Source organism: Halobacillus shinanisalinarum (genome assembly GCF_022919835.1).
GTDB lineage: Bacteria > Bacillota > Bacilli > Bacillales > Halobacillaceae > Halobacillus_A > Halobacillus_A shinanisalinarum.
On the sequence record NZ_CP095074.1, the window covers coordinates 2,401,645 to 2,421,236 of the forward strand.

Sequence of the window (19,592 nt, forward strand, 5' to 3'; positions counted from 1 at the left end):
CATGGTCGACAATTTATACAGATCAAACAGGGAGGAATAATCATGTCACAAACAGGTACTGACCGCGTAAAGCGAGGAATGGCAGAAATGCAAAAAGGCGGCGTCATCATGGACGTTGTAAATGCAGAACAAGCTAAAATTGCAGAAGAAGCAGGAGCTGTGGCCGTTATGGCTCTAGAACGTGTTCCAGCTGATATTCGTGCTGCAGGCGGTGTTGCACGTATGGCAGATCCAACGATCACTGAAGATGTAATGAACGCCGTATCTATTCCAGTTATGGCGAAGGCGCGCATTGGCCACATTACTGAAGCACGTGTTCTTGAAGCAATGGGTGTGGACTACATTGACGAGAGTGAAGTCTTAACTCCTGCTGATGACATTTACCACATTAAAAAGGATGAGTATACGGTACCGTTTGTTTGTGGCTGCCGTAACCTTGGTGAAGCAACACGCCGTATTCGTGAAGGAGCATCTATGCTTCGTACGAAGGGTGAGCCAGGTACAGGAAATATTGTTGAGGCTGTTAGCCATATGCGCCAAGTTCAATCACAAATCCGCCATCTTCGCGGGATGTCCGATGATGAAGTGATGGTCTATGCCAAAGAGAATGGGGCACCATTTGATCTATTACTAGAAATTCGTGAAGCTGGCCGTTTACCTGTCGTAAACTTTGCAGCAGGTGGTATTGCTACTCCAGCCGATGCATCTCTAATGATGCAATTAGGTGCCGACGGAGTGTTTGTAGGATCTGGAGTCTTTAAGTCCAATAACCCGGAAAAATTTGCTCGTGCCATTGTTGAAGCTACAACTCATTATGATGATTACAAATTAATCGGTGAATTGTCTAAAGGACTTGGTACAGCAATGAAAGGAATGGAAATGTCCACCCTTACTCCAGAACAGCGTATGGCAGATCGCAGCCAATAAGAAAAGGAGATCGACATCATGACTACAATTGGCGTATTAGGTCTTCAAGGTGCCTTTCGGGAACATGTCCGCTCTGTTGAAGCTTCTGGTGCAACAGCCGTTGTCGTGAAGAAGAAGGGGCAGCTTGAAGAAATTGATGGGTTAATCATCCCTGGCGGTGAAAGTACAACGATAAGGCGCTTGATTGATAAATATGATTTTCTTGAACCGATCAGGCAATTCGGAAAACAAGGGAAGCCGATTTTCGGCACATGTGCAGGATTGATTCTGCTTGCGAGCGAAATTGATGGTTCCTATGATGTTCATCTAGGATTAATGGATATTCGTGTACGCCGCAATGCCTTTGGGCGCCAACGGGAAAGCTTTGAAGCGGATCTAATGATCGAGGGTGTTGCTGAAGGGTATAATGCTGTCTTTATCCGTGCACCCTATATTGAAGGTGTCGGAGAAGACACTACAGTGCTATCTACCTATGACGGACACATTGTGGCTGCCCAACAAGATCACTATTTAGCCTGTTCTTTCCATCCTGAACTGACTGATGACCATCGTATTACAGCATATTTTGTAAAAATGGTGGAAGAATCTAAAAAATCACTTGCATCTTAAAGTACAATCCGCTATTCTTATTTGAAAGGTAGCAGCCTTTCACCAAACAATTTATATGAAACGCGATGATAGGAACTAGTAACAGTGTCTTCTTTCCTAAGAGAGCCAGTGGGTGGTGTGAACTGGCGGAAGAGTATTGTGAATCCATCCTTGAGTTGCTCGACTGAATCCAGTAGTAAGTCGTGCCGGCACTCACCGTTATGAGGTAAGCTGGAAGACAACGAGTTGTCTTCAACCAGGGTGGTATCGCGGGAAAACCTATAATCAAAGCTCTCGTCCCTTTTTCATTAAAGGGACGGGGGCTTTTTTATATTTAATAATAAGGAGGTCATAACCATGCTAGACATGAAGTATTTACGCCAAAATTTTGACGAAGTAAAAGGGAAACTCAAACATAGGGGAGAGGACCTTTCTGAACTGGATACGTTCGGTGACTTAGACAGCCGTCGCCGTGAGTTAATTCAGGAAACCGAAGAATTAAAAGCACGCCGCAACGAGGTATCCAAAGAAATCTCCCAGTTAAAAAAAGAAAAGCAAGATGCTGATGACAAAATAAAGGAAATGCGTGAAGTTGGTGATCGTATTAAAGAACTTGATACGGAACTTAAGCAGGTAGAAGAACGACTTGAGACGCTCTTGCTATCTATTCCAAACATCCCGCATGAAAGCGTTCCTGTAGGTGAAGATGAGGATGATAACGTTGAAGCAAAAACATGGGGAGAGGTTCCAGCTTTTGTTTTTGAAGCGAAGGCTCACTGGGATGTAGCGACAAATCTAGATATTTTGGATTTTGAACGTGCCTCAAAAGTGACCGGCAGCCGTTTCGTCTTTTATAAAGGGCTAGGGGCTCGTCTAGAGCGTGCACTGTTAAACTTTATGATGGATTTACATTCAGACGAGCACGGCTATCAGGAAATGCTCCCTCCTCAATTAGTGAATCGAACATCCATGACAGGGACAGGGCAACTGCCGAAGTTTGAAGAAGATGCCTTTAAAATAGAGGATTGGGATTACTTCCTTATCCCAACAGCAGAAGTTCCAGTGACAAACTATCATCGTGAAGAAATTTTATCTGCTGATAACCTGCCGCAGAAATTTGTTGCCTTCAGCACGAACTTTCGCTCAGAAGCAGGTTCAGCTGGACGTGATACAAGGGGATTAATTCGTCAGCATCAATTTAATAAAGTTGAGCTCGTCCAGCTTACGACACCTGAAGAATCCTACCAACGTTTAGAAGAGATTACAGGAAACGCTGAAAAGGTGCTACAGCTGCTTAAGCTTCCATATCGGGTGATGAGCATGTGTACAGGTGACTTAGGCTTCACAGCTGCGAAGAAGTATGATATCGAAGTTTGGATTCCTAGCTACAACACATATCGCGAAATTAGCTCTTGTTCTAATTTTGAGGACTTTCAGGCACGGCGCGCAGGCATCCGCTTCCGCCGTGAAGAAAAAGGGAAGCCTGAATATGTTCACACTTTGAATGGGTCTGGTTTAGCTCTAGGTCGTACAGTAGCTGCCATCTTAGAAAACTATCAGCAGAAAGACGGCTCTGTTGTGATTCCAGAGGTGTTACGTCCATATATGGGTGGCAAAGAAGTAATTAAGTAAATGGAAAGGAAGCTGTGTTTTTTACAGCTTCTTCTCTTAACCATAAAAAATTATTTGATTTTATTGACGTGTGAGGACAAGCGTGATATAGTATTTATTGTCGGTCACACGGAGGAGTACCCAAGTCCGGCTGAAGGGATCGGTCTTGAAAACCGACAGGGGCTTCACGGCCCGCGGGGGTTCGAATCCCTCCTCCTCCGCCATTTATATCAACAATAGCGCATAATATTGGAGATTAATAAACAAAAATCGTTACCTTGTGTAACGATTTTTTATTGTTTTAAAACATTAGGAGACGGCTTTCCTAGTGTTTTTTTTGTCTCATAAAAATCCCAGAGAACTATGCAGCCCTCTGGGATTTCCCTTTATCTTATGTGAGTAGATGACTTGAACGCCATTTACGTGATTGATGAATAAAGTGGCCGATTTTTTCTAGGACTGGTTCGACACTTGAAAGATCGTTAAGAAGGTCGTAATCAGCGATATTTAAACGTAAGACAGGGCAGGAGTTGAAATTATCGATCCAATTTTCATACCGCTTAAACATTTCTTCCCAATACTCGATAGGTGTCTGCTGTTCCATTGGACGTCCGCGATCTTTAATACGGGTGATAATATCATCGAAGGATCCCTCAAGATAAATAAGCAAATCAGGGTGTGGGAAGTATGGCGTCATCACCATCGCATCAAACAGGTTCGTGTAGGTTTCATAATCCGTTTCTGACATCGTCCCTTTTTCGTAATGCATTCGAGCAAAGATTCCCGTATCCTCATAAATCGAACGATCTTGAACGAAGCCACCGCCATATTCAAAAATCTTCTTTTGTTCTTTAAATCGTTCAGCAAGAAAGTAAATTTGTAAATGGAAGCTCCATCGTTCAAAGTCATGATAAAATTTGTCGAGATATGGGTTTTTATCTACTTTTTCAAAAGAGGTACGGAAGTTAAGCGATTCGGCTAAAGCTTTGGTCATTGTAGACTTCCCGACGCCGACTGTTCCGGCAATCGTTATTACGCTGTCGTGTGGAATTCCATAGCGTTCGCGTGCGTTCATTTGACTACTTCTCCTTTATTCATATGATGCTGAACCTGTTTAACAATATGTCGTAAATGTTCTTGATGTTTCACAAAATCAAGTTGGTCCCCATTCAGCCGAATGACAGGGATGTCTGGTTGTGATGCTTCAAAATGGTTCATAAAATCCTCATAATCCTGTGATAATTGCTGTAGATACGAAGCTTGAATATTTGCCTCTACGTCACGATTACGCATGCGGATTCGTTCAAGCAATGTATCCAGGCTAGCATGTAAGTAGACGACCATATTAGGTTTTGGCATATCCTTCGTTAATATATTAAAAATTTGTGAGTACTTATTAAAGTGATCTTCTTTTAATGTGCGACGAGCAAAGATCATATTTTTAGCAATATGATAATCAGCTATAACAGGCTTTTCAAGCTGTAAATAATCTCTCTCGATGTCTTCAAGCTGCTTGAAACGATTGCATAGGAAGAACATCTCCGTTTGGAAGCTCCATTCTTCTATATTATCGTAAAACTTGCCTAAAAACGGGTTTTCCTCAACGATTTCCTCCAATAAATGAAAATCAAACTGGGAAGCAAGTTTTTTAGACAGAGACGTTTTACCGACCCCAATGGGCCCTTCGACAGCAATGAAAGGTAATTGCCCCATCTCTTTTCCTCCTTCAATCAGGTCAAACAAAATTCGATAGGTTTAGACAGACAAATTATATTTTACCATATCAAGTGAACGGAAGTAATAAGTTTTAAGTAATTTTACAGAGAAATCACTTTTCATTTTGGGAGAATTTTTGTATAATATAAGGCACGTGATTTATTAGCCCCGTAGCTCAGGGATAGAGCATCGGTTTCCTAAACCGTGTGTCGCAGGTTCGAATCCTGCCGGGGGCGTTACTTAAAAACACTGGGGTACAAGGGATATAGCTTATACACCCCAATGATAAAATGGCGCGTTTTTAAATCTTTGGCTAAATTTTGGCTAATTCAATTTTAAAACGTGCCATTTTCCGTTTCTAGTGGTGAGTGACATGAAAGATGTTTCATTCAATGATCTTTCGCAATCCGGTCATTTCTGGAATAAGAACGCAGAAAAAAGTATTTCAGAGTGGCTACATCCTATATATCTGACTTTCATTGAATCTCTTGTGAAGAAGGAGTTGAAATTCAAAACCCCAAAAGAAAACCTCCCCCTCTATAGGTGGGAAAGTATTCTTCGACCTGAAGGATAAAAAACGAGAAGCGATATAATTGTTTTGAAGTTTATCTTGATACTGAGTCTTCCATATAAGGGCCATTTAACAGCATAAAAGAAGAAGATAGTGTTTTAAATATGAAGCGGAAATTAATGATTTTTATAAGTTTGTTTTTTGTTTTTTTACTTACGGGATGTATAGGTGAAGATTATGATTTCAACCCTCCTAACGCCTTCATTGAGAGTCATCTTGATTTTGTTAAAGGAGAATTGAAGACAGCGAATATCAATTGGGATTCTGACAAGAAGTATACGAAAAAAATAGATGACATTGATTCCCTTGCAAAAGAACAAGAGCCATTACATTATTATTCTGGACAAAAGATGGATATAAGATTTGATAAGGGATATAAGGATTGATAACATAAATATTTATGTAAAACAAGACGGTGAAAAAACGGAACTTCAAGTTGATGATCAAGTTTTTGAGATGCCGAAAGAAGAAGGCAATTATCTTATTGTTGTAAAGCTTGAAGCTGATAGTGGAAACACGGAATATGTAGGAAATCTTGATGTTCGGGAAAGAGATGATAACCCTTATCCTCCTAGGGTTTCACTTGATAATAATTCAGATGAGGCAGATAAAGAAGAATTAGAATCATATAAAGCAGACTGGCGAGAATACACAGAAGAAACAGATGATATGTCATTATTTAGAAACGGACTAGAGTCATTAAACCATGATTCTGGCGAGCAGATGGAGATATCATTTGATCATCATAACTTTGAAATCGAGGATCTGCGTGTTTATGCGCACCATAACGACGAAAAAACGAATTTACCAGTTAAAGATAAATTCTTTGATTTGCCAGAAGAAGAAAGGGATTACATTATTGTTGTGAAGCTTCTTACGGATAAAGGTAGCGCCGAATATGCAGGGAATATTATTATCGAATAATACTTCCACAAACGGGCGATCGGCTAAACGAGGGGTTAATAGAATGGGGCGTCAGAATGGTCAGGAGAAAAAGATTTAAAGTATTATCCTTAGTTTGTTTATTTATTTGTGTACTTGTTTGGGTTCCTAACATAGTTTTTCAAGTCCCAAGTCCGTTATGGATGATAATTTTTATTATTGCTCCAATCGGGATTGTGTTCGCAGCATTGATAAAAAAATATTGGCTAATTGTTGCTAATACTTTTATGCTCTTCAGCTTTTTTATATTTATGTTTGTGGGGTATTTTGTTAATTACATAACTGATGGAAAGCCTTAAACTCAATTTATGAGTATTGTGCAACGAAGGGCGCAATTCTGGAGCAAAGGATTGCGCTTTTATTAATGTATCGGGCCATTTTCAGGAATAACAGATCATGGTAATCAATACTTATGTTATTTTAATTTTTGGAAACTCAGTATTCAATTTAATAGCGCAAAATCCAGAATATAACGTTTTTTAGGATTTCTTTTTACGAGCAGTAATTCTACCTACACCTAATTCTTTCCCCTCTTTATAGATAGCTTTAATGAAACTGATAGTCATCAGCAGCATGATAATAGAGAATGGCAAAGCGGCAATAATCATTGTGTTTTGTAAAGCTTGCAGGCCACCTGTATATAGAAGAGCAAGTGCTGTAGCTGAGAGCAATCCACCCCAGGTTAGTTTAATGATATGACCGGGATTTTCCGATCCACCAGTAGTCATCATTCCTAGTACAAATGTTCCTGAGTCGGCAGATGTAATAAAGAATGTGCCAATAAGCGAAATAGCTACAATCGAAGCAACCATGCCTAATGGGTAATTAGAGAAAACACCGAATAATGATTCTTCTGTTGCAAGTGATGAAATCGTATCGATACCACTGTGTTCAAGTGAAATAGCTGCTCCTCCAAAAGTTGCAAACCATAAGAATCCAATGACGGACGGAACAAGTAAAACAGTAAATACAAATTCTCTTATGCTGCGTCCCTTGGAAACACGAGCAATAAATATACCCACAAATGGCGACCATGCGATCCACCATGCCCAATAGAATACCGTCCATGTATTAATCCATTCCCTTGTCTCTTCGTTAAGGGGCGCTATACGAAAACTCATAGCTGGAAGATTCTGAACGTATGTCCCAACTGAATTTGTAAATAAATTTAATATAAATAATGTTGGTCCCATAATAAAAATTAAACTAAACAATAAGACCGCCAAAATCATATTGGCATTACTTAAAATTTTAATTCCTTTACCTAACCCAGTCCAAGCTGAAAACATAAAGAGAACGGTAACGACAACTACAATGATTAGTTGCATGATAAAGTTAATAGGTATGTCAAACAAATAGGACAATCCGCCATTTATCTGGGAAGCGCCAAAGCCAAGTGTTGTGGCTACCCCTATAACTGTCGCGATGACAGCAAGAATATCAATAACTTTCCCTAAAATTCCGTCCGCACTCTTACCAATAATGGGGTGTAAGGTGGCGCTGATTAGTCCGGCCTTGCCGTGTCTGAAATGAAAATAAGCTAATACTAGTGCCACAATCCCGTATATCGCCCATGCATGAATTCCCCAATGAAAGTAAGTAAATCTCATGGCATCCTTTATTGCCTGATCAGTACCTGTTTCCCCTGTCGGAGAGCTGATCGCATAATGACTGATAGGTTCAGCGGTTCCCCAAAACACAAGCCCTATCCCCATTCCGGCACTGAACAACATGGCAATCCAGGTTGGTCTGGAGAATTCAGGTTTTTCCCCTGGCTTACCAAGTTTGATTTTTCCAAGTGGACTAATTAAAAATACCAAACATACCAAGACGAATAGTGTCGCCACGATTAAGTAATACCATCCAAATTTGTTTGATATAATTGCTTGAACATCAGTTGTAGCCGTTTCCAAACCCTCCGGCCATAAGATACCTATAATAACTAGCACCAACATAATTCCTGCCGATATTTTGAATACAGGTGTAAATTTTTTTAGCATAGATGAAGGACTCCTTATCTGGAAGTTAATGCACTCGTCCTCTTCAGCAATACGAAAGGGGATCAGGAGTTTTAAAAAATATTCTAAGTCTTATTATCTTTAGGACACTTAATTTTATTCATTATTGGAGTAGGTATCAGAATTTTATAGAGAATGATTGAAGATACATAATTTGCAATGTGTAGTGTATATGGCGAAGATAAAGACAACTTTCATAATCAACTAGTGAAATTATCACAAACTTTATTGCAGTAATATTTGCTAAAGGGATAACTGAAGAAACTATACTGACAAAATTTATTTAGCACCCGAGTTTTTATAAAAGCGGCTATATGGGCTGTCTGAATTTTAGTCGGATTGATAATCTACACAAAATTCATCCCTAAATTTTTCCTTGCATAGAATTTGGCCAAAGCCTAGCTAGACAAATATTCCTATGCCAATACTCTTTTGGGTATAGTCTAAAACCGTTTCAGAAGTGTCTTCCATTATCCGGCGCGCGATTCTGTAAAAAGGATCAGCGCTTATTTTTCAATTAAAGGGCCATTATCTGGAAGACTTGAATTCGAGATAAATGTGAAATTTATTACAGATACGAAGGGCCATATAATGGAGTACGAAAGAAAAGGGGAGTAGGTCGAGTCAAAATTACTGGAGCATATCTAAAGTATCATTTTGTGTTAGAGTAAGGGTGACAAAATTTAGGGGTGATTAGGTTATTGTTTTGGGAGAAGTGGTGGAATATGAGCCTTTTAGCTAAATGGGGTATTGGCATTGCAGGAGTTATTGGATTTGTAATTGTGTTTTTGGTAATTGCTTTTATTATTGAAGTAAGTCCTAATCAGGGTAAGGAAAATAAAGTCAAAGAACAAGCAAAAACTTATATAGCAAAAACTTATACAGATGAAATGAATGTTTATGATACATTATACGATAATATGGGAAACCATCCTGAATTTGAGTATGCAGCAAAAGTCAGGAATGAAAAAACAGGTATTACGTTTCTAGTCTATCAGGATGAAAGAACATCAAATATGGAAGATACTTATACTTCTGAATTGATGGAATCTAAGCTTTCTGACAGATTAGAACCGCATATTGAAAAAATGTTTGAGCAGGTCGATAAGGTACGTGTAATTTATGAACAGACAAGTGCAAGCAAAGAGTTTAATAGTAAAGAAGATAGACCAAATATACAGGAGTCAGAAGCAACGCCAACAATTAATGTTGTACTGAACCGTGAGAGCAAAGAAACTGACGAAAAAACACTAAATTCTTTAGTGAAAATTATAAAAAATGATATAGGTCTTAAACACGCTTTTGTGTCGATTGAGTACTCAGATTATCCAGCGAAAGTCTTGAAAAAAGAGTATTAAATAAGGAGTTAATTCTACAGCTCTGAAGTTAAACCGCCTCCCTTTATCCATCTAATTGGAGCTTTTTAACTTGCTTCAGAATACCCAGCTAATAGAAGTTTGGTAATAGCTTTGAGCAATATTATCATGAATCCTAGTCTTCATGATAAGGGGCGCACTTATTGAATAAAAAAAATAACTTTATTGTTGTCAATATTCTTGATTGCGATATTTGGGTTAAGCAAACAATTTTTTTTAGCTGCCGCATTTTTCAAAGGAAAAATGCGGCTTCCTTCTGAATGTTCGACATGACATGAGAATATAAATCAAGGAGTGACCGTGATCGACGAGTGCCCGAACCTCTCCTGAGCTACTTTCGGAGTGCCTTCATGTTTACAAAGTCGTATGAGTATGTCTCATATCATGAAAGCGAATAGGCTTAACAGCAGATTCTTTTAAGACTGAGCTCAGTATCAACGGTTTAAGAGGTGTAAAAGGTCCCGTTTCTCGTAGTAAAAACAAGACCTTGTTCTTCATGCTTTGTCTGTTTTCCATCTTCTAAGCCATTTGATTTTTCTTATGTTGTTTTAGCGCTTCATTGACGTGATCAAACAAGGATATGGTCCGTTCAGCATAATTCGTTTTGAGGTCCCCAATTTCATACCCCACGTTTTTTCTTACGGACGGCCTGAGTGACAACTAGTACACAGGAAAGGTCTTCAAAAAGAGCTCTTGGTGGAGATTAGTCTGCTGTTCCACCATCCATTTAATAAGGTTATCAGTCAACTTTCTATCTAACTCTGTTCAAAATCTTGTACAAGAGATTATGTGCTATTCATTAAAGGTCACTATGTCTACTCTTTTCTGAATGCCAACTATAACATTGAATATCTCCTGTTATGTAGTAGTTATGTTTTTTAAATCTGGTTACATACTTGAGTTTAGTTGGGACAAACTACAAATTAGAAAACTGTTAATAATTGGAGTGAACTAAATGGGGCAAGAGGAAAAACAGATTAAATTAACCTCAGCAGAAATAACTCAACTTTGGGTAGGTTATATGAATGACAGTGCATTGAGCTGTAAGCTAGAATTTTTTTTAGCCAAAGTAAAGGATAAAGAAATTAGACCACTCATCCAGCAAGCATTAGACTTAGCTCAAGGAAATATGAAAAGTCTAACTGAGATTTTTAATAAAGAAAATTATCCAATTCCATATGGGTTCAAAATGGAGGAGGATGTAGATATTTCTGCTCCCATTTTGTTTTCTGACACCTATATTTTACATTACCTTCATCATGGGGCACAAATTGCCCTACAAGGATACAGTATCAGCTTGACTTTAGCTGTTAGAGCAGATGTATATAGTTATTTTAGTGAATGTATTTCACAATTGGATGAATTTCTAAGAGAAACAAAGGAATTATTGTTATCTAAGGGGCTATATATAAGGTCACCATACCTTCCAGAACCAGATAATATCGACTTTGTAAAAAGTCAGAGTTTCCTTACAGGTTATTTAGGTGAAAGAAGACCTTTGGCTGGTATAGAAATAACAAATCTTTTTTCTAATTTTCAAAGAAATGCTATAGGAATAGCCACTATGATGGGGTTTAGTCAGGTTGCAAAATCTAAAGAGGTTAGAAAGTTTCTTGCTAGAGGAAAAGAAATATCTTCTAAACATTGTGAGGTATTCGGGTCAATTATGAAAGAGGATGACCTACCTATCCCCATGACATTGGATACAGAAGTTACAGACTCAACTACCTACACCTTTTCTGATAAGCTAATGATGTTCTACAGCACATCTTTAATTGCCTTAAGTGTTGGTTTTTATGGTTCAAGTATGGCAATGAGTCCTAGAAGGGATTTAGGTGTAAAATATAGCAGGTTAATAGCTGAAATACTTAAGTATGCTGAGGATGGGGCTAACATCATGATTAAAAATGGATGGATGGAGGAACCACCTAGAGCGTTGGATAGAGATGAGTTAGCAAAGAAAAAATAAATTCACCTGCTACTAAATTGCCCTTAGATGTTGTTTCCTATGATTTAACTTTATCTGAACATGACTATTCTTGTCTAAACCATTTATGTTATTTTGTTACTAAGATGTTAATTACTTCTTCGGTTGTTTTTGCAATAAGCTCGTCATCAGATTCGGCGTCTTTTAGGTCATGGCTAGAAAGAACAGCGAAAAAAATAGGCTCCCCATTCGGTGGCCAGATAATTGCAATATCATTACGCGTACCATAGGATGCTGATCCTGATTTACCTCCAACTTCCCATCACTCCGGAACACCTGCTCGAATCAAGGTACCTCCAGTCGTGTTGCGCTTCAGCCAATCTATCAGCAAATCTTGTTTTTCTGGGGGAAGGGCATCCCCTGGTTCTACCTCATTTAGCGCGGGTTCAATTCTTTCCGGTTCCGTGACGTCCTCCCTGATTTGACGGAAGTGCTTCCTTGAATTCCTTCAGGTCCACCTATCTGCTCTAGTATGAGATTGGCAGCAGTGTTATCGCTATATCGAGTGGCAGCATCACTTAGTTAGTTCCCTCAATGTCATCCCTATATCCACATGCTTTTCTGTAATAATCGGGTTATAATTCACAACTCATTCATTTACAGATGACTAAGAATATTGATAAGCCTCCCGAATGGATCCCTTACATAAAACCGCTGAACTCCCCATGGCTCCTTAGCTGGTCCATACTCAATTGGAATCCCTGCTTCTTTTATGCGAGTTAACGCGTCATCGAGATTATCGACTTCAATTGACAGGTCAGGCACAGGTGTTCCGGAACCTCCTTGTGAGAGAAAACTGATTTGAGTGTCCATTTTCTCATGCGATCCGTAAGTTGCAATAAATCCTATATCCATCAATTGATCAAGTCCGAGCACATCCTCGTAAAAGGACTTTGCTTTGATAATGTTCTGTGTCTCAACATTGGCAACAATTCGTTTGACCTTCATTTATACCTCACTCCTTAGCTCTTTTACGTTGCTATTAACTTCTACAATCACTTAAAATAATCCTTGTTTAGCTAAACTGATCCTTAGCATAGGTGCGATCCTTCCCGAAATTCACACCAATCTCAACATAGATATCCAATTTCGTTTGAAGATCTAATTCATACGAGTAGGTAAAGATTTCCGCTTCCTCGGGGATGTTTCTATCTATTTAAAAGTAGTTTAACTTAACTTACCTATAAATTATTTAAGGATGGGAAACAAGGAAAAAGTCCGTTTGATTAATTTTTACTTTCTAGTATGTCCTTAATAATGGCAATATGAAAGGAAGCCCATGCCTTCTCGCGAAAGTGGAGAATGACACTCATCGTTAGTATTACTATGTAAGATAAAACAAACACTACACCCCATGGTAATATCCCATTGCTAAATATAAATTTTTGTAATTGTTCTGAAAATAGAAATAACAGCCATGGCCCTGTAGAAACAAAAATAGGGATAATCCCTGATCCGTTCTTTTCTTTTATCATGCGATAAAGGATTTTTTCTAATGTATCTGAATCAATGGTTAAATAGAAATGTTGGATCTCAGTAACTTCTCTAATTGCTTCGATCTTATTAAAGGAGTGGCTTCTTTCGTATGTTTTTTTAAGTTTAATATAAAATTTATGTGCATCACCACGAAACATAACCGTAATCCCTCCGTCGAGTTTCTGCGTATTATAAGAATTAACATATAAAAATTTTTTATGCACCAACCTTCGCCTTTTCAGCAGAATGTATTAACATCAGTGGGATTTAAAGTAAAAAACTTGAAAAACGCCCCTCAATGATTCCAAATCGTGTGTCGCAGGTTCGAATCCTGGCGGGGCACTTTTAAAACTATTGATCCACGGTGATTACCATGGAATTTTTATTGAGAAATATTTAGGTATAATCACCATAATCCTCATTAACTTTACTAATTCCACTCATTTCTCGGATTAATTTCTGATCAAATATTGAACCAATGTATTGGTTTTCTAAATGTTCTAATCTTCGGGAAGCAAACTGTGGTGTGACCCCAAAAGTTGATGCTACTTCATAGATAGCTTGAGGTTTTCTAAAAGGAAGATCCATTTGAAGCAGCATGAAGGTCGGTACACAAACATGCAAGGCAAAGTTGTCAGCTTTCCATTCTTGGTACGCAAGAAATGATGCTGGCATATTGAATTGGCTGCCATGATGCATCATGATATGGCATAGTTCATGACCAAAGATTTGCCAACGTTCCTCATTAGACAGCTGTTTATTAATGAACATCCGTTTCTTTCCCTTATAAATCATCGCTTCACTTTTATCGTTCCAATAATGGACGTGAATGTTCAGTCTTTCCATAATATGATCGATAGTAAGTTGATTTGGTGTTTGTATAGATAGAAATAAAAGAAATTCCCTCATGTAACTTTCAAGTGGTGTGTAATGATACATAGAACCTCCCTCCTTAACGGAACATATGTTCGATTTAAATGTAAAAAGAAAAGCCCTCATGACCAGGCTTTAATCTTATATCAATCATAAAATAGATCCTACATTCGTTCTATTCTACTTTTGTAGGATTTTATTCACTCTTTATAATTTCCCACATCTTCCTTAACTTTTTTAAATCCTCTTCACTTGATTTAGGGAGATCAGCATACCAACGCTGTAAATCAGGATCACTGATAAACGCCTCGAACTCTCTCTCTGATTCTCCTCTTTCTGACTCTTCTGTCATACCCATCAGCCAGTCAATAGATACACCATAAAGCTTTGCCAGCGTTGATAGCATTTTTTTGTCTGGCTCTCTGTAATTTCTCTCATAACCAGATAGTCTTGAATTTGAGATCCCTAATTTTTCGCAAACAAGAGTCTGCGACCATCCCTTGTTTTCACGAGCTTGTCTTAACCTTCCACCTAATGAACCCATACCATTCATCCTCATATCATCTTTAGTTATTTCTATTAAAATTATACTACTTATTCCACGTTTCGCGAAATATATTGTGCGAAATGTTTAAAAATGGTTGACTTACACGATGCGCGTAATTATAATAACAATCAAGCGTTACGCGTTACGCGCAAAACCATGGTTGTATGAACGTGATTGTTCATACGGTAGTCCGTTCCTAAAGTTTTTGGAAGATATTTAAAAGGAGAGGTTCTTAATATGGCTTATTTAATTGCACTTGATGATGGACATGGTCTGGAAACACCAGGGAAGCGCACTCCTTATATTGATAGCCTAGGGCGTTCAATTAAAGAGAATGAATTTAATCGTGCTGTTGTATCATTCTTAGAAGAGGAGTTACAGAGAAGTGGCTTTGATACGCTGTTAGTGGCCCCTACCGATGATGATACGTCGCTTTCTGCTAGGACAACCCGTGCCAATGATGCGGGGGCAGATGCTTATATTTCTGTTCATTATAATGCGTTTGATGGCAGCTTTGACGGCTCCAATCCAAGTGGAATTGAACTTTACGTGTACCCTGGTCATTTAAATCGTGAGGCAGGACTGTTAGCGAATAGTATGGCCAAGCATTTGAGAGAAGGCACTCCACAGGACTTTCGCGGAGTAAAAGAGGCGAACTTTCACGTATTGCGTGAAACAGCTATGATTGCTGTACTAACTGAAAATGGTTTCATGGATCATCCTGATGAAGCCTTGTTAATGATTGATCCAGAATTCCAAAGGGAGGTTGCAATCGAACATGCTAAGGGGATTTGCGATTACTTTGGGATCAACTATGTTCCAGGATACATTGGTCGAAGAGTGGAATCGATCTATCAAGGGGATTTGCGTTTTTATAATCAACCATCTTGGTCAGATTCAGCCGTTGCTGGTTATTTGCAATATGGTTATGGCTTTCCAAACATTCTTGACCGGGTACTCGTAGACGGTTCCCCTCAGTATAAAGTAGAAAATTCGGAAGGGGCTGTTTATTATGTAACAGCTAATGAAACGTATGTCCGCGTAGTGTAAATAAGGTAGAACCCGGAGTTTGCTCCGGGTTCGTTTATCTTTCACTTTCAAAATTTACTCATATTAGAAAGTCGTTAACGGCAATGCCTTGCTCTGAATTGTTCCTAATTATAGACTGATTACTTTGCTCTTCGTAAAACATGTCAGCAATAAACAAGTAGGTGATAATTAATCCTGTTACAATCATCACTGAGAGGAAAGCGATTAGGAGTACGCGTAAACCATACTTTACATACTTAGGGTTCTTTTTCATGGTTTCAAAAACCTCCCTACAACCAGTGCGAATATGGTAGGAAATAAGAAAAGGGTTTCATATAATATATTTTACCTAATAATTCCATATTCTTCAACTAACCACCCAATTGGTAGGCAGGAACAACTCCTATTCATTTATGTGCATAGAGAGGTGACCATCCTTTATAGGGAGGATTCGATCAGCTAACTTTCTTGCCTCTTCCTTATCATGTGTGACTAGGATAATCGGAATCTGCCATAATTCACGAAGGCGCAAGAGCTCTTGGTGGCACTGTTCTTTGGTCTCCTGATCAAGTGATGAGAATGGTTCATCAAGAAGGAGGAGATCGGGATGGGTAGCCAATGCACGGGCTAATGCTGTCCGTTGCTTTTCGCCTCCGGATATTTGTCGTGGGTATTTATTAAGTAAGTGTTTTATTCCAACAACATCTACAAGTTTATCAACAAGCTCTAGGTCAGTTGCACCATATGTAATATTTTTATAAACCGTCATATGCGGAAAAAGGGCATAATCCTGGAACAAGTAGCCAATTTTACGCTTTTGCACGGGAATAGGTTTACTTTTCGTATGAAAAAGTGTCTGATCATTAAGCTTTATTTTCCCTTCATCGGGGTGAGTTAGTCCAGCGATACAGTTGAGGATAGTGGTTTTGCCGGAGCCAGATGGGCCAAACAAAACGACGGTCTCATTTCCGACCTGTAAGGATATATCCAGAGTGAAGTTAGACAGTTTCTTCTTGATCATTACCGATAGCATAAATGATGCCTCCATCTATTGGTTAAACTTTAAAATGTTTCGCTTGCTCCACCGATTCAGCCAGAGTATTGAACTGAACCCAAGAGCAACAATGATCAGTACCCAAAAGCGTGCTTGCTCCATTCGGCCCGCTTCCACGGCAAAATAGATAGCTAGAGGAATCGTGTTGGTTTCTCCAGGGATGTAGCCGGCAATCATAAGTGTGGCTCCAAATTCACCGAGGGCACGTGCAAAAGTAAGGACTAATCCTGCCAGGAGCCCGGGCCAGGCTAATGGGAAGGAAATCGTGAAAAAGACCTTCCACTTTGATGCACCCATTGTTAACGCGGCATTTTCAATATTTTGATCATAGTTTTGGAAAGCTGCAGATGCGCTTTGATACATTAATGGGAATGATACAACGATTGCTGCAATAACGGCACCGATCCAAGAAAAAACGACCTGGATGTTAAAGGATTGAAGTAAAAATTCGCCTAATGGTCCATTTTTTCCGAATAGGTAAAGAAGGCCAAACCCGACAACGGTAGGCGGAAGGACAAGCGGAAGCAAAATCACGGACTCAACAATACTTTTCCCGGGAAATTTTTTTCTTGTAATCAGACGGGCGAAAACAATGCCTAGTATAAAAACAACCAATGTTGCGATTGTAGCAATCTTTAATGATAAAAAGAGGGGGGAGTTATTCATGATGCACCCTTCCATTCTCGTTATTTCTCAAAGCCATATGATTGTAAAATGTTTTGAGCCTCTTCTGTTTTTAAATAATCTAGAAACTTTTGAGCTTCTTCCTTAGCCGAGCTATCTGCTGTGATGGCTGCTGGGTAAATGATAGGTCGATGCATGCTTGGTTCAGCTTTTGCTAATACTTTTATCTGATCAGATAGGAGGGCATCACTTGCATAAACCATACCTAGTGCTGCATTACCTGACTCTACATATGTAAGTACTTGGCGTACATTTCGCGCGTATACCATCTGATCTTTTAGAGCGTCCCATTTATTCACAGATTGTAAAATTTCTTTCGTATACATGCCGGCAGGAACACTTGCTGGATCACCTAAGGCCAGTTGTTCCTGACCTGAAAGCTTGATATCCGCGAAAGAATTAAAATTAAAATCGCGGTCTTGGTTTGCAATTAAGACAATTGAATTCCCTGTGAAGTTCATTCTTGTTTCTTCTTGAATGAGTTGTTCCTGTTCGAGTGTGTCCATCCATTGTTGATTGGCCGATAAGAAAACATCAACGGGAGCCCCTTGTTGAATCTGCTGAGCTAATTTACCAGAGCCGGCAAAATTAAATGTAAGGGAGACATCGCTATGATCACTTTCGTAGGATCTTTTTATTTCTTTCATAGCGTCAGTTAAGCTGGATGCTGCAGAAATGGTTAGTTTTTTGGTTGAGCTTTCTTCATTCGATGGGTCACTACAGCCCACTAGGAATAATAGAACAAGCCCAGTAATTAAGATCATCACCTTTTTGTGCATATAGCTGCGCTCCTATGTGTCGTTATTACTTTTGATTATACGGATTGAATAATTTTAAGTAAAATAAAAGTAAAGTTGTGCACGGAACTATGGTTTAAAGAGAGGGGCCGTTATGAAAGTTCAAATTGCTACTAGTCTCATTTTGGCTTTATTGTTGACCCAAGCACCGATTATCGGGAAATATTTTGCCATGATCAACACGATGATACACGAAAGTGGCCATTCCCTTATGGCTTTACTTACTGGGGGAGAGGTCAGAAATGTTTCATTATTTTCAAACACATCAGGAGTCACGATGACGGGGCACACTTCGTGGTTCAGCCATGTATTAACAAGTCTATCCGGTTACTTGTTTTCATCATTAACTGCGTTGTTATTTTTTCATTTGATTGTTAAGGGTCATTATCAGGTGATGATTTTCATCTTGATGGGGTTTTTAGCTATAAATCTATTGTTCTGGGTGAGAAATTTCTATGGTGTCTTTTGGTTGATTACATTCGGGGCTGCTTTTATTTATCTGCTCAAAAGCGGGCACCAGTCGATTGTTCAATATGTATTGATTTTTATAGCCTCTCTGATCCTTGTGGAAGCGGTAATGAGTGCGTTTACGATTATGCGAGTCAGTTTTATTTCCCCAAGCGCAGCTGGTGATGCTGCGAATCTTGCACACGCTGTTAAATTCATTCCTTCGCCAATTTGGGGGATATTCTTTTTTGCACAATCCTTATATTTGGCTTGGCTTGCATTAAAAAAAGTGTTTGTTCCTTAGGGGGATTTTTGCATTTTTAAAGAAAAAAAGAAGGAACTCCGCATTAGCCCTTACCCCTCCGTTATCTTGGCATAAGGTAGTAAAGTAAGTGATGAGAGAGGGGGGAATGACATGAGCGGAGGATACGGCGGCGGATTTGCGCTACTAGTTGTGTTGTTTATTCTTTTGATTATTATCGGTGCCTCTTATGGTGGCTACGGCGGCTACGGCGGAGGATATTAATTTTTAATGATAAGCGAGGGGGCGCCCTCGCTTTTATACATATGTTCTCGTGTATCTATCCTTTCAAATGACTGTAAAATTAAGTTTTAACTATACGAAAAAGGGTATAGAGAAAAAAGATCTACCATCAGCCTTTTGGAGGAATCGAATATGGATTTAAAGGAACATTTGGTGACTCATGGCTATGACCAGATTGACATTTTGCTTATCGACGAAGAGCAGAATCAATCAACTGTTGCCGGTATCTCCCTTCATAAAATGACAGACTTAGAGTACAAGCTATACTTAGATCCTCAGTCGTTGAAGTACGAACTAAACAGCGACCATCCCCATTTTATCGCCAATCAAAAAGAGGAGGAAGGCGAAGTTAAGCAAGTAAAAGGATATATTTTGAAATGGTGAGTAATCAAGAAGAGAGAAAAG

Annotated in this window: 22 protein-coding genes, 2 tRNA genes, 1 pseudogene and 1 other annotated feature; of the genes and pseudogenes, 13 read left to right on the top strand and 12 right to left on the bottom strand. The window is 39.0% G+C overall.

Annotated features, from left to right (window positions below):
• Positions 1–42 precede the first annotated feature (42 nt).
• From pdxS to MUO14_RS11800, 4 genes are all read left to right on the top strand, one after another.
• Positions 43–927, top strand: a complete 885-nt coding sequence (gene pdxS, locus MUO14_RS11785; RefSeq protein WP_244755389.1) for a pyridoxal 5'-phosphate synthase lyase subunit PdxS — start codon at positions 43–45, stop codon at positions 925–927.
• Between the two features lie 18 nt (positions 928–945).
• The gene (gene pdxT / locus MUO14_RS11790; RefSeq protein ID WP_244755390.1) at positions 946–1,536 is read left to right on the top strand and encodes a pyridoxal 5'-phosphate synthase glutaminase subunit PdxT; all 591 of its coding nucleotides are present in this window, start codon (positions 946–948) and stop codon (positions 1,534–1,536) included.
• Between the two features lie 56 nt (positions 1,537–1,592).
• Positions 1,593–1,820 (top strand) — a binding site (T-box leader).
• A gap of 52 nt (positions 1,821–1,872) precedes the next feature.
• Positions 1,873–3,147 (top strand): serine--tRNA ligase, encoded by a 1,275-nt coding sequence (gene serS / locus MUO14_RS11795; RefSeq protein WP_244755391.1) that lies wholly within the window; start codon positions 1,873–1,875, stop codon positions 3,145–3,147.
• 110 nt (positions 3,148–3,257) lie between these two features.
• Positions 3,258–3,350 (top strand) — tRNA-Ser (locus MUO14_RS11800).
• A 167-nt stretch (positions 3,351–3,517) separates the two neighbouring features.
• Here the strand turns inward: MUO14_RS11800 and MUO14_RS11805 are convergent.
• Both MUO14_RS11805 and MUO14_RS11810 read right to left on the bottom strand, forming a co-directional pair.
• Positions 3,518–4,201 (bottom strand): deoxynucleoside kinase, encoded by a 684-nt coding sequence (locus MUO14_RS11805; protein ID WP_244755392.1) that lies wholly within the window; start codon positions 4,199–4,201, stop codon positions 3,518–3,520.
• Positions 4,198–4,839, bottom strand: a complete 642-nt coding sequence (locus tag MUO14_RS11810) for a deoxynucleoside kinase (RefSeq protein WP_244755393.1) — start codon at positions 4,837–4,839, stop codon at positions 4,198–4,200. Before MUO14_RS11810 ends, MUO14_RS11805 begins: the two co-directional genes overlap by 4 nt.
• A gap of 168 nt (positions 4,840–5,007) precedes the next feature.
• Between MUO14_RS11810 and MUO14_RS11815 the strand changes: the two genes are divergently transcribed.
• The 3 genes from MUO14_RS11815 to MUO14_RS11825 all read left to right on the top strand — a co-directional run bounded on the left by MUO14_RS11815 (position 5,008) and on the right by MUO14_RS11825 (position 6,337).
• Positions 5,008–5,078 (top strand) — tRNA-Arg (locus tag MUO14_RS11815).
• Between the two features lie 439 nt (positions 5,079–5,517).
• Positions 5,518–5,799, top strand: coding sequence for a hypothetical protein (locus tag MUO14_RS11820; protein ID WP_244755394.1), 282 nt, complete (start codon positions 5,518–5,520; stop codon positions 5,797–5,799).
• The gene (locus MUO14_RS11825; RefSeq protein ID WP_244755395.1) at positions 5,777–6,337 is read left to right on the top strand and encodes a hypothetical protein; all 561 of its coding nucleotides are present in this window, start codon (positions 5,777–5,779) and stop codon (positions 6,335–6,337) included. Before MUO14_RS11820 ends, MUO14_RS11825 begins: the two co-directional genes overlap by 23 nt.
• 497 nt (positions 6,338–6,834) lie before the next feature.
• Here MUO14_RS11825 and MUO14_RS11830 read toward each other — a convergent pair whose 3' ends face one another.
• Positions 6,835–8,355, bottom strand: coding sequence for a glycine betaine uptake BCCT transporter (locus tag MUO14_RS11830; RefSeq protein WP_244755396.1), 1,521 nt, complete (start codon positions 8,353–8,355; stop codon positions 6,835–6,837).
• A 743-nt stretch (positions 8,356–9,098) separates the two neighbouring features.
• On the opposite strand from MUO14_RS11830, the gene MUO14_RS11835 reads away from it, so the two are divergent.
• Complete coding sequence (locus tag MUO14_RS11835; RefSeq protein ID WP_244755397.1) at positions 9,099–9,731, top strand: hypothetical protein; 633 nt, start codon at positions 9,099–9,101, stop codon at positions 9,729–9,731.
• Between the two features lie 973 nt (positions 9,732–10,704).
• A complete protein-coding gene (locus MUO14_RS11840; RefSeq protein ID WP_244755398.1) occupies positions 10,705–11,718 on the top strand; it encodes a DUF3231 family protein in 1,014 nt (337 codons plus the stop codon).
• Between the two features lie 88 nt (positions 11,719–11,806).
• Here the strand turns inward: MUO14_RS11840 and MUO14_RS11845 are convergent.
• The 5 genes and pseudogenes from MUO14_RS11845 to MUO14_RS11865 form a co-directional block, all read right to left on the bottom strand.
• Positions 11,807–12,319: pseudogene (locus MUO14_RS11845) on the bottom strand (serine hydrolase); the annotation flags it as partial.
• Between the two features lie 14 nt (positions 12,320–12,333).
• Positions 12,334–12,684: a VOC family protein gene (locus tag MUO14_RS11850; protein WP_244755399.1), complete on the bottom strand. Its 351-nt coding sequence runs from the start codon at positions 12,682–12,684 to the stop codon at positions 12,334–12,336.
• A gap of 278 nt (positions 12,685–12,962) precedes the next feature.
• Positions 12,963–13,370 (bottom strand): hypothetical protein, encoded by a 408-nt coding sequence (locus MUO14_RS11855; protein WP_244755400.1) that lies wholly within the window; start codon positions 13,368–13,370, stop codon positions 12,963–12,965.
• Positions 13,371–13,608: 238 nt separating this feature from the next.
• Complete coding sequence (locus MUO14_RS11860; RefSeq protein WP_244755401.1) at positions 13,609–14,151, bottom strand: ImmA/IrrE family metallo-endopeptidase; 543 nt, start codon at positions 14,149–14,151, stop codon at positions 13,609–13,611.
• A gap of 130 nt (positions 14,152–14,281) precedes the next feature.
• Positions 14,282–14,629 carry a helix-turn-helix domain-containing protein gene (locus MUO14_RS11865; protein ID WP_244755402.1) on the bottom strand — a complete coding sequence of 116 codons (348 nt, stop codon included), beginning with the start codon at positions 14,627–14,629 and terminating at the stop codon, positions 14,282–14,284.
• A 240-nt stretch (positions 14,630–14,869) separates the two neighbouring features.
• Here MUO14_RS11865 and MUO14_RS11870 point away from each other — a divergent pair, with 240 nt between their 5' ends.
• Entirely contained in the window at positions 14,870–15,682 is an 813-nt protein-coding gene (locus MUO14_RS11870; RefSeq protein ID WP_244755403.1) for an N-acetylmuramoyl-L-alanine amidase family protein, read from the top strand.
• 58 nt (positions 15,683–15,740) lie between these two features.
• On the opposite strand, the gene MUO14_RS11875 is transcribed toward MUO14_RS11870, so the two are convergent.
• From MUO14_RS11875 to modA, 4 genes are all read right to left on the bottom strand, one after another.
• Complete coding sequence (locus MUO14_RS11875; RefSeq protein WP_244755404.1) at positions 15,741–15,935, bottom strand: hypothetical protein; 195 nt, start codon at positions 15,933–15,935, stop codon at positions 15,741–15,743.
• A 129-nt stretch (positions 15,936–16,064) separates the two neighbouring features.
• A complete protein-coding gene (locus MUO14_RS11880; RefSeq protein ID WP_244755405.1) occupies positions 16,065–16,694 on the bottom strand; it encodes an ATP-binding cassette domain-containing protein in 630 nt (209 codons plus the stop codon).
• A gap of 15 nt (positions 16,695–16,709) precedes the next feature.
• Positions 16,710–17,381 carry a molybdate ABC transporter permease subunit gene (gene modB, locus MUO14_RS11885; RefSeq protein ID WP_244755406.1) on the bottom strand — a complete coding sequence of 224 codons (672 nt, stop codon included), beginning with the start codon at positions 17,379–17,381 and terminating at the stop codon, positions 16,710–16,712.
• 20 nt (positions 17,382–17,401) lie between these two features.
• Positions 17,402–18,178 (bottom strand): molybdate ABC transporter substrate-binding protein, encoded by a 777-nt coding sequence (gene modA / locus MUO14_RS11890; protein ID WP_244755407.1) that lies wholly within the window; start codon positions 18,176–18,178, stop codon positions 17,402–17,404.
• 112 nt (positions 18,179–18,290) lie between these two features.
• Here modA and MUO14_RS11895 point away from each other — a divergent pair, with 112 nt between their 5' ends.
• From MUO14_RS11895 to MUO14_RS11905, 3 genes are all read left to right on the top strand, one after another.
• Positions 18,291–18,947 (top strand): M50 family metallopeptidase, encoded by a 657-nt coding sequence (locus tag MUO14_RS11895; protein ID WP_244755408.1) that lies wholly within the window; start codon positions 18,291–18,293, stop codon positions 18,945–18,947.
• Positions 18,948–19,058: 111 nt separating this feature from the next.
• Positions 19,059–19,169, top strand: coding sequence for a YjcZ family sporulation protein (locus MUO14_RS11900; protein ID WP_244755409.1), 111 nt, complete (start codon positions 19,059–19,061; stop codon positions 19,167–19,169).
• Positions 19,170–19,319: 150 nt separating this feature from the next.
• Positions 19,320–19,571 carry a hypothetical protein gene (locus tag MUO14_RS11905; protein ID WP_244755410.1) on the top strand — a complete coding sequence of 84 codons (252 nt, stop codon included), beginning with the start codon at positions 19,320–19,322 and terminating at the stop codon, positions 19,569–19,571.
• The last annotated feature ends 21 nt before the right edge of the window (positions 19,572–19,592 follow it).

What these genes read in the sequence shown, in the direction of transcription:
- MUO14_RS11810 (WP_244755393.1), bottom strand. Translation starts at nt 4,839, where the DNA reads ATGGGGCAATTACCTTTCATTGCTGTCGAAGGGCCCATTGGGGTCGGT.
- MUO14_RS11860 (WP_244755401.1), bottom strand. Translation starts at nt 14,151, where the DNA reads ATGTATCATTACACACCACTTGAAAGTTACATGAGGGAATTTCTTTTA.
- MUO14_RS11850 (WP_244755399.1), bottom strand. Translation starts at nt 12,684, where the DNA reads ATGAAGGTCAAACGAATTGTTGCCAATGTTGAGACACAGAACATTATC.
- modB (WP_244755406.1), bottom strand. Translation starts at nt 17,381, where the DNA reads ATGAATAACTCCCCCCTCTTTTTATCATTAAAGATTGCTACAATCGCA.
- MUO14_RS11855 (WP_244755400.1), bottom strand. Translation starts at nt 13,370, where the DNA reads ATGTTTCGTGGTGATGCACATAAATTTTATATTAAACTTAAAAAAACA.
- MUO14_RS11905 (WP_244755410.1), top strand. Translation starts at nt 19,320, where the DNA reads ATGGATTTAAAGGAACATTTGGTGACTCATGGCTATGACCAGATTGAC.
- MUO14_RS11880 (WP_244755405.1), bottom strand. Translation starts at nt 16,694, where the DNA reads ATGCTATCGGTAATGATCAAGAAGAAACTGTCTAACTTCACTCTGGAT.
- pdxS (WP_244755389.1), top strand. Translation starts at nt 43, where the DNA reads ATGTCACAAACAGGTACTGACCGCGTAAAGCGAGGAATGGCAGAAATG.
- MUO14_RS11805 (WP_244755392.1), bottom strand. Translation starts at nt 4,201, where the DNA reads ATGAACGCACGCGAACGCTATGGAATTCCACACGACAGCGTAATAACG.
- MUO14_RS11870 (WP_244755403.1), top strand. Translation starts at nt 14,870, where the DNA reads ATGGCTTATTTAATTGCACTTGATGATGGACATGGTCTGGAAACACCA.
- serS (WP_244755391.1), top strand. Translation starts at nt 1,873, where the DNA reads ATGCTAGACATGAAGTATTTACGCCAAAATTTTGACGAAGTAAAAGGG.
- pdxT (WP_244755390.1), top strand. Translation starts at nt 946, where the DNA reads ATGACTACAATTGGCGTATTAGGTCTTCAAGGTGCCTTTCGGGAACAT.
- MUO14_RS11840 (WP_244755398.1), top strand. Translation starts at nt 10,705, where the DNA reads ATGGGGCAAGAGGAAAAACAGATTAAATTAACCTCAGCAGAAATAACT.
- MUO14_RS11830 (WP_244755396.1), bottom strand. Translation starts at nt 8,355, where the DNA reads ATGCTAAAAAAATTTACACCTGTATTCAAAATATCGGCAGGAATTATG.
- MUO14_RS11820 (WP_244755394.1), top strand. Translation starts at nt 5,518, where the DNA reads ATGAAGCGGAAATTAATGATTTTTATAAGTTTGTTTTTTGTTTTTTTA.
- MUO14_RS11895 (WP_244755408.1), top strand. Translation starts at nt 18,291, where the DNA reads ATGAAAGTTCAAATTGCTACTAGTCTCATTTTGGCTTTATTGTTGACC.
- MUO14_RS11900 (WP_244755409.1), top strand. Translation starts at nt 19,059, where the DNA reads ATGAGCGGAGGATACGGCGGCGGATTTGCGCTACTAGTTGTGTTGTTT.
- MUO14_RS11835 (WP_244755397.1), top strand. Translation starts at nt 9,099, where the DNA reads ATGAGCCTTTTAGCTAAATGGGGTATTGGCATTGCAGGAGTTATTGGA.
- MUO14_RS11865 (WP_244755402.1), bottom strand. Translation starts at nt 14,629, where the DNA reads ATGGGTTCATTAGGTGGAAGGTTAAGACAAGCTCGTGAAAACAAGGGA.
- modA (WP_244755407.1), bottom strand. Translation starts at nt 18,178, where the DNA reads ATGCACAAAAAGGTGATGATCTTAATTACTGGGCTTGTTCTATTATTC.
- MUO14_RS11875 (WP_244755404.1), bottom strand. Translation starts at nt 15,935, where the DNA reads ATGAAAAAGAACCCTAAGTATGTAAAGTATGGTTTACGCGTACTCCTA.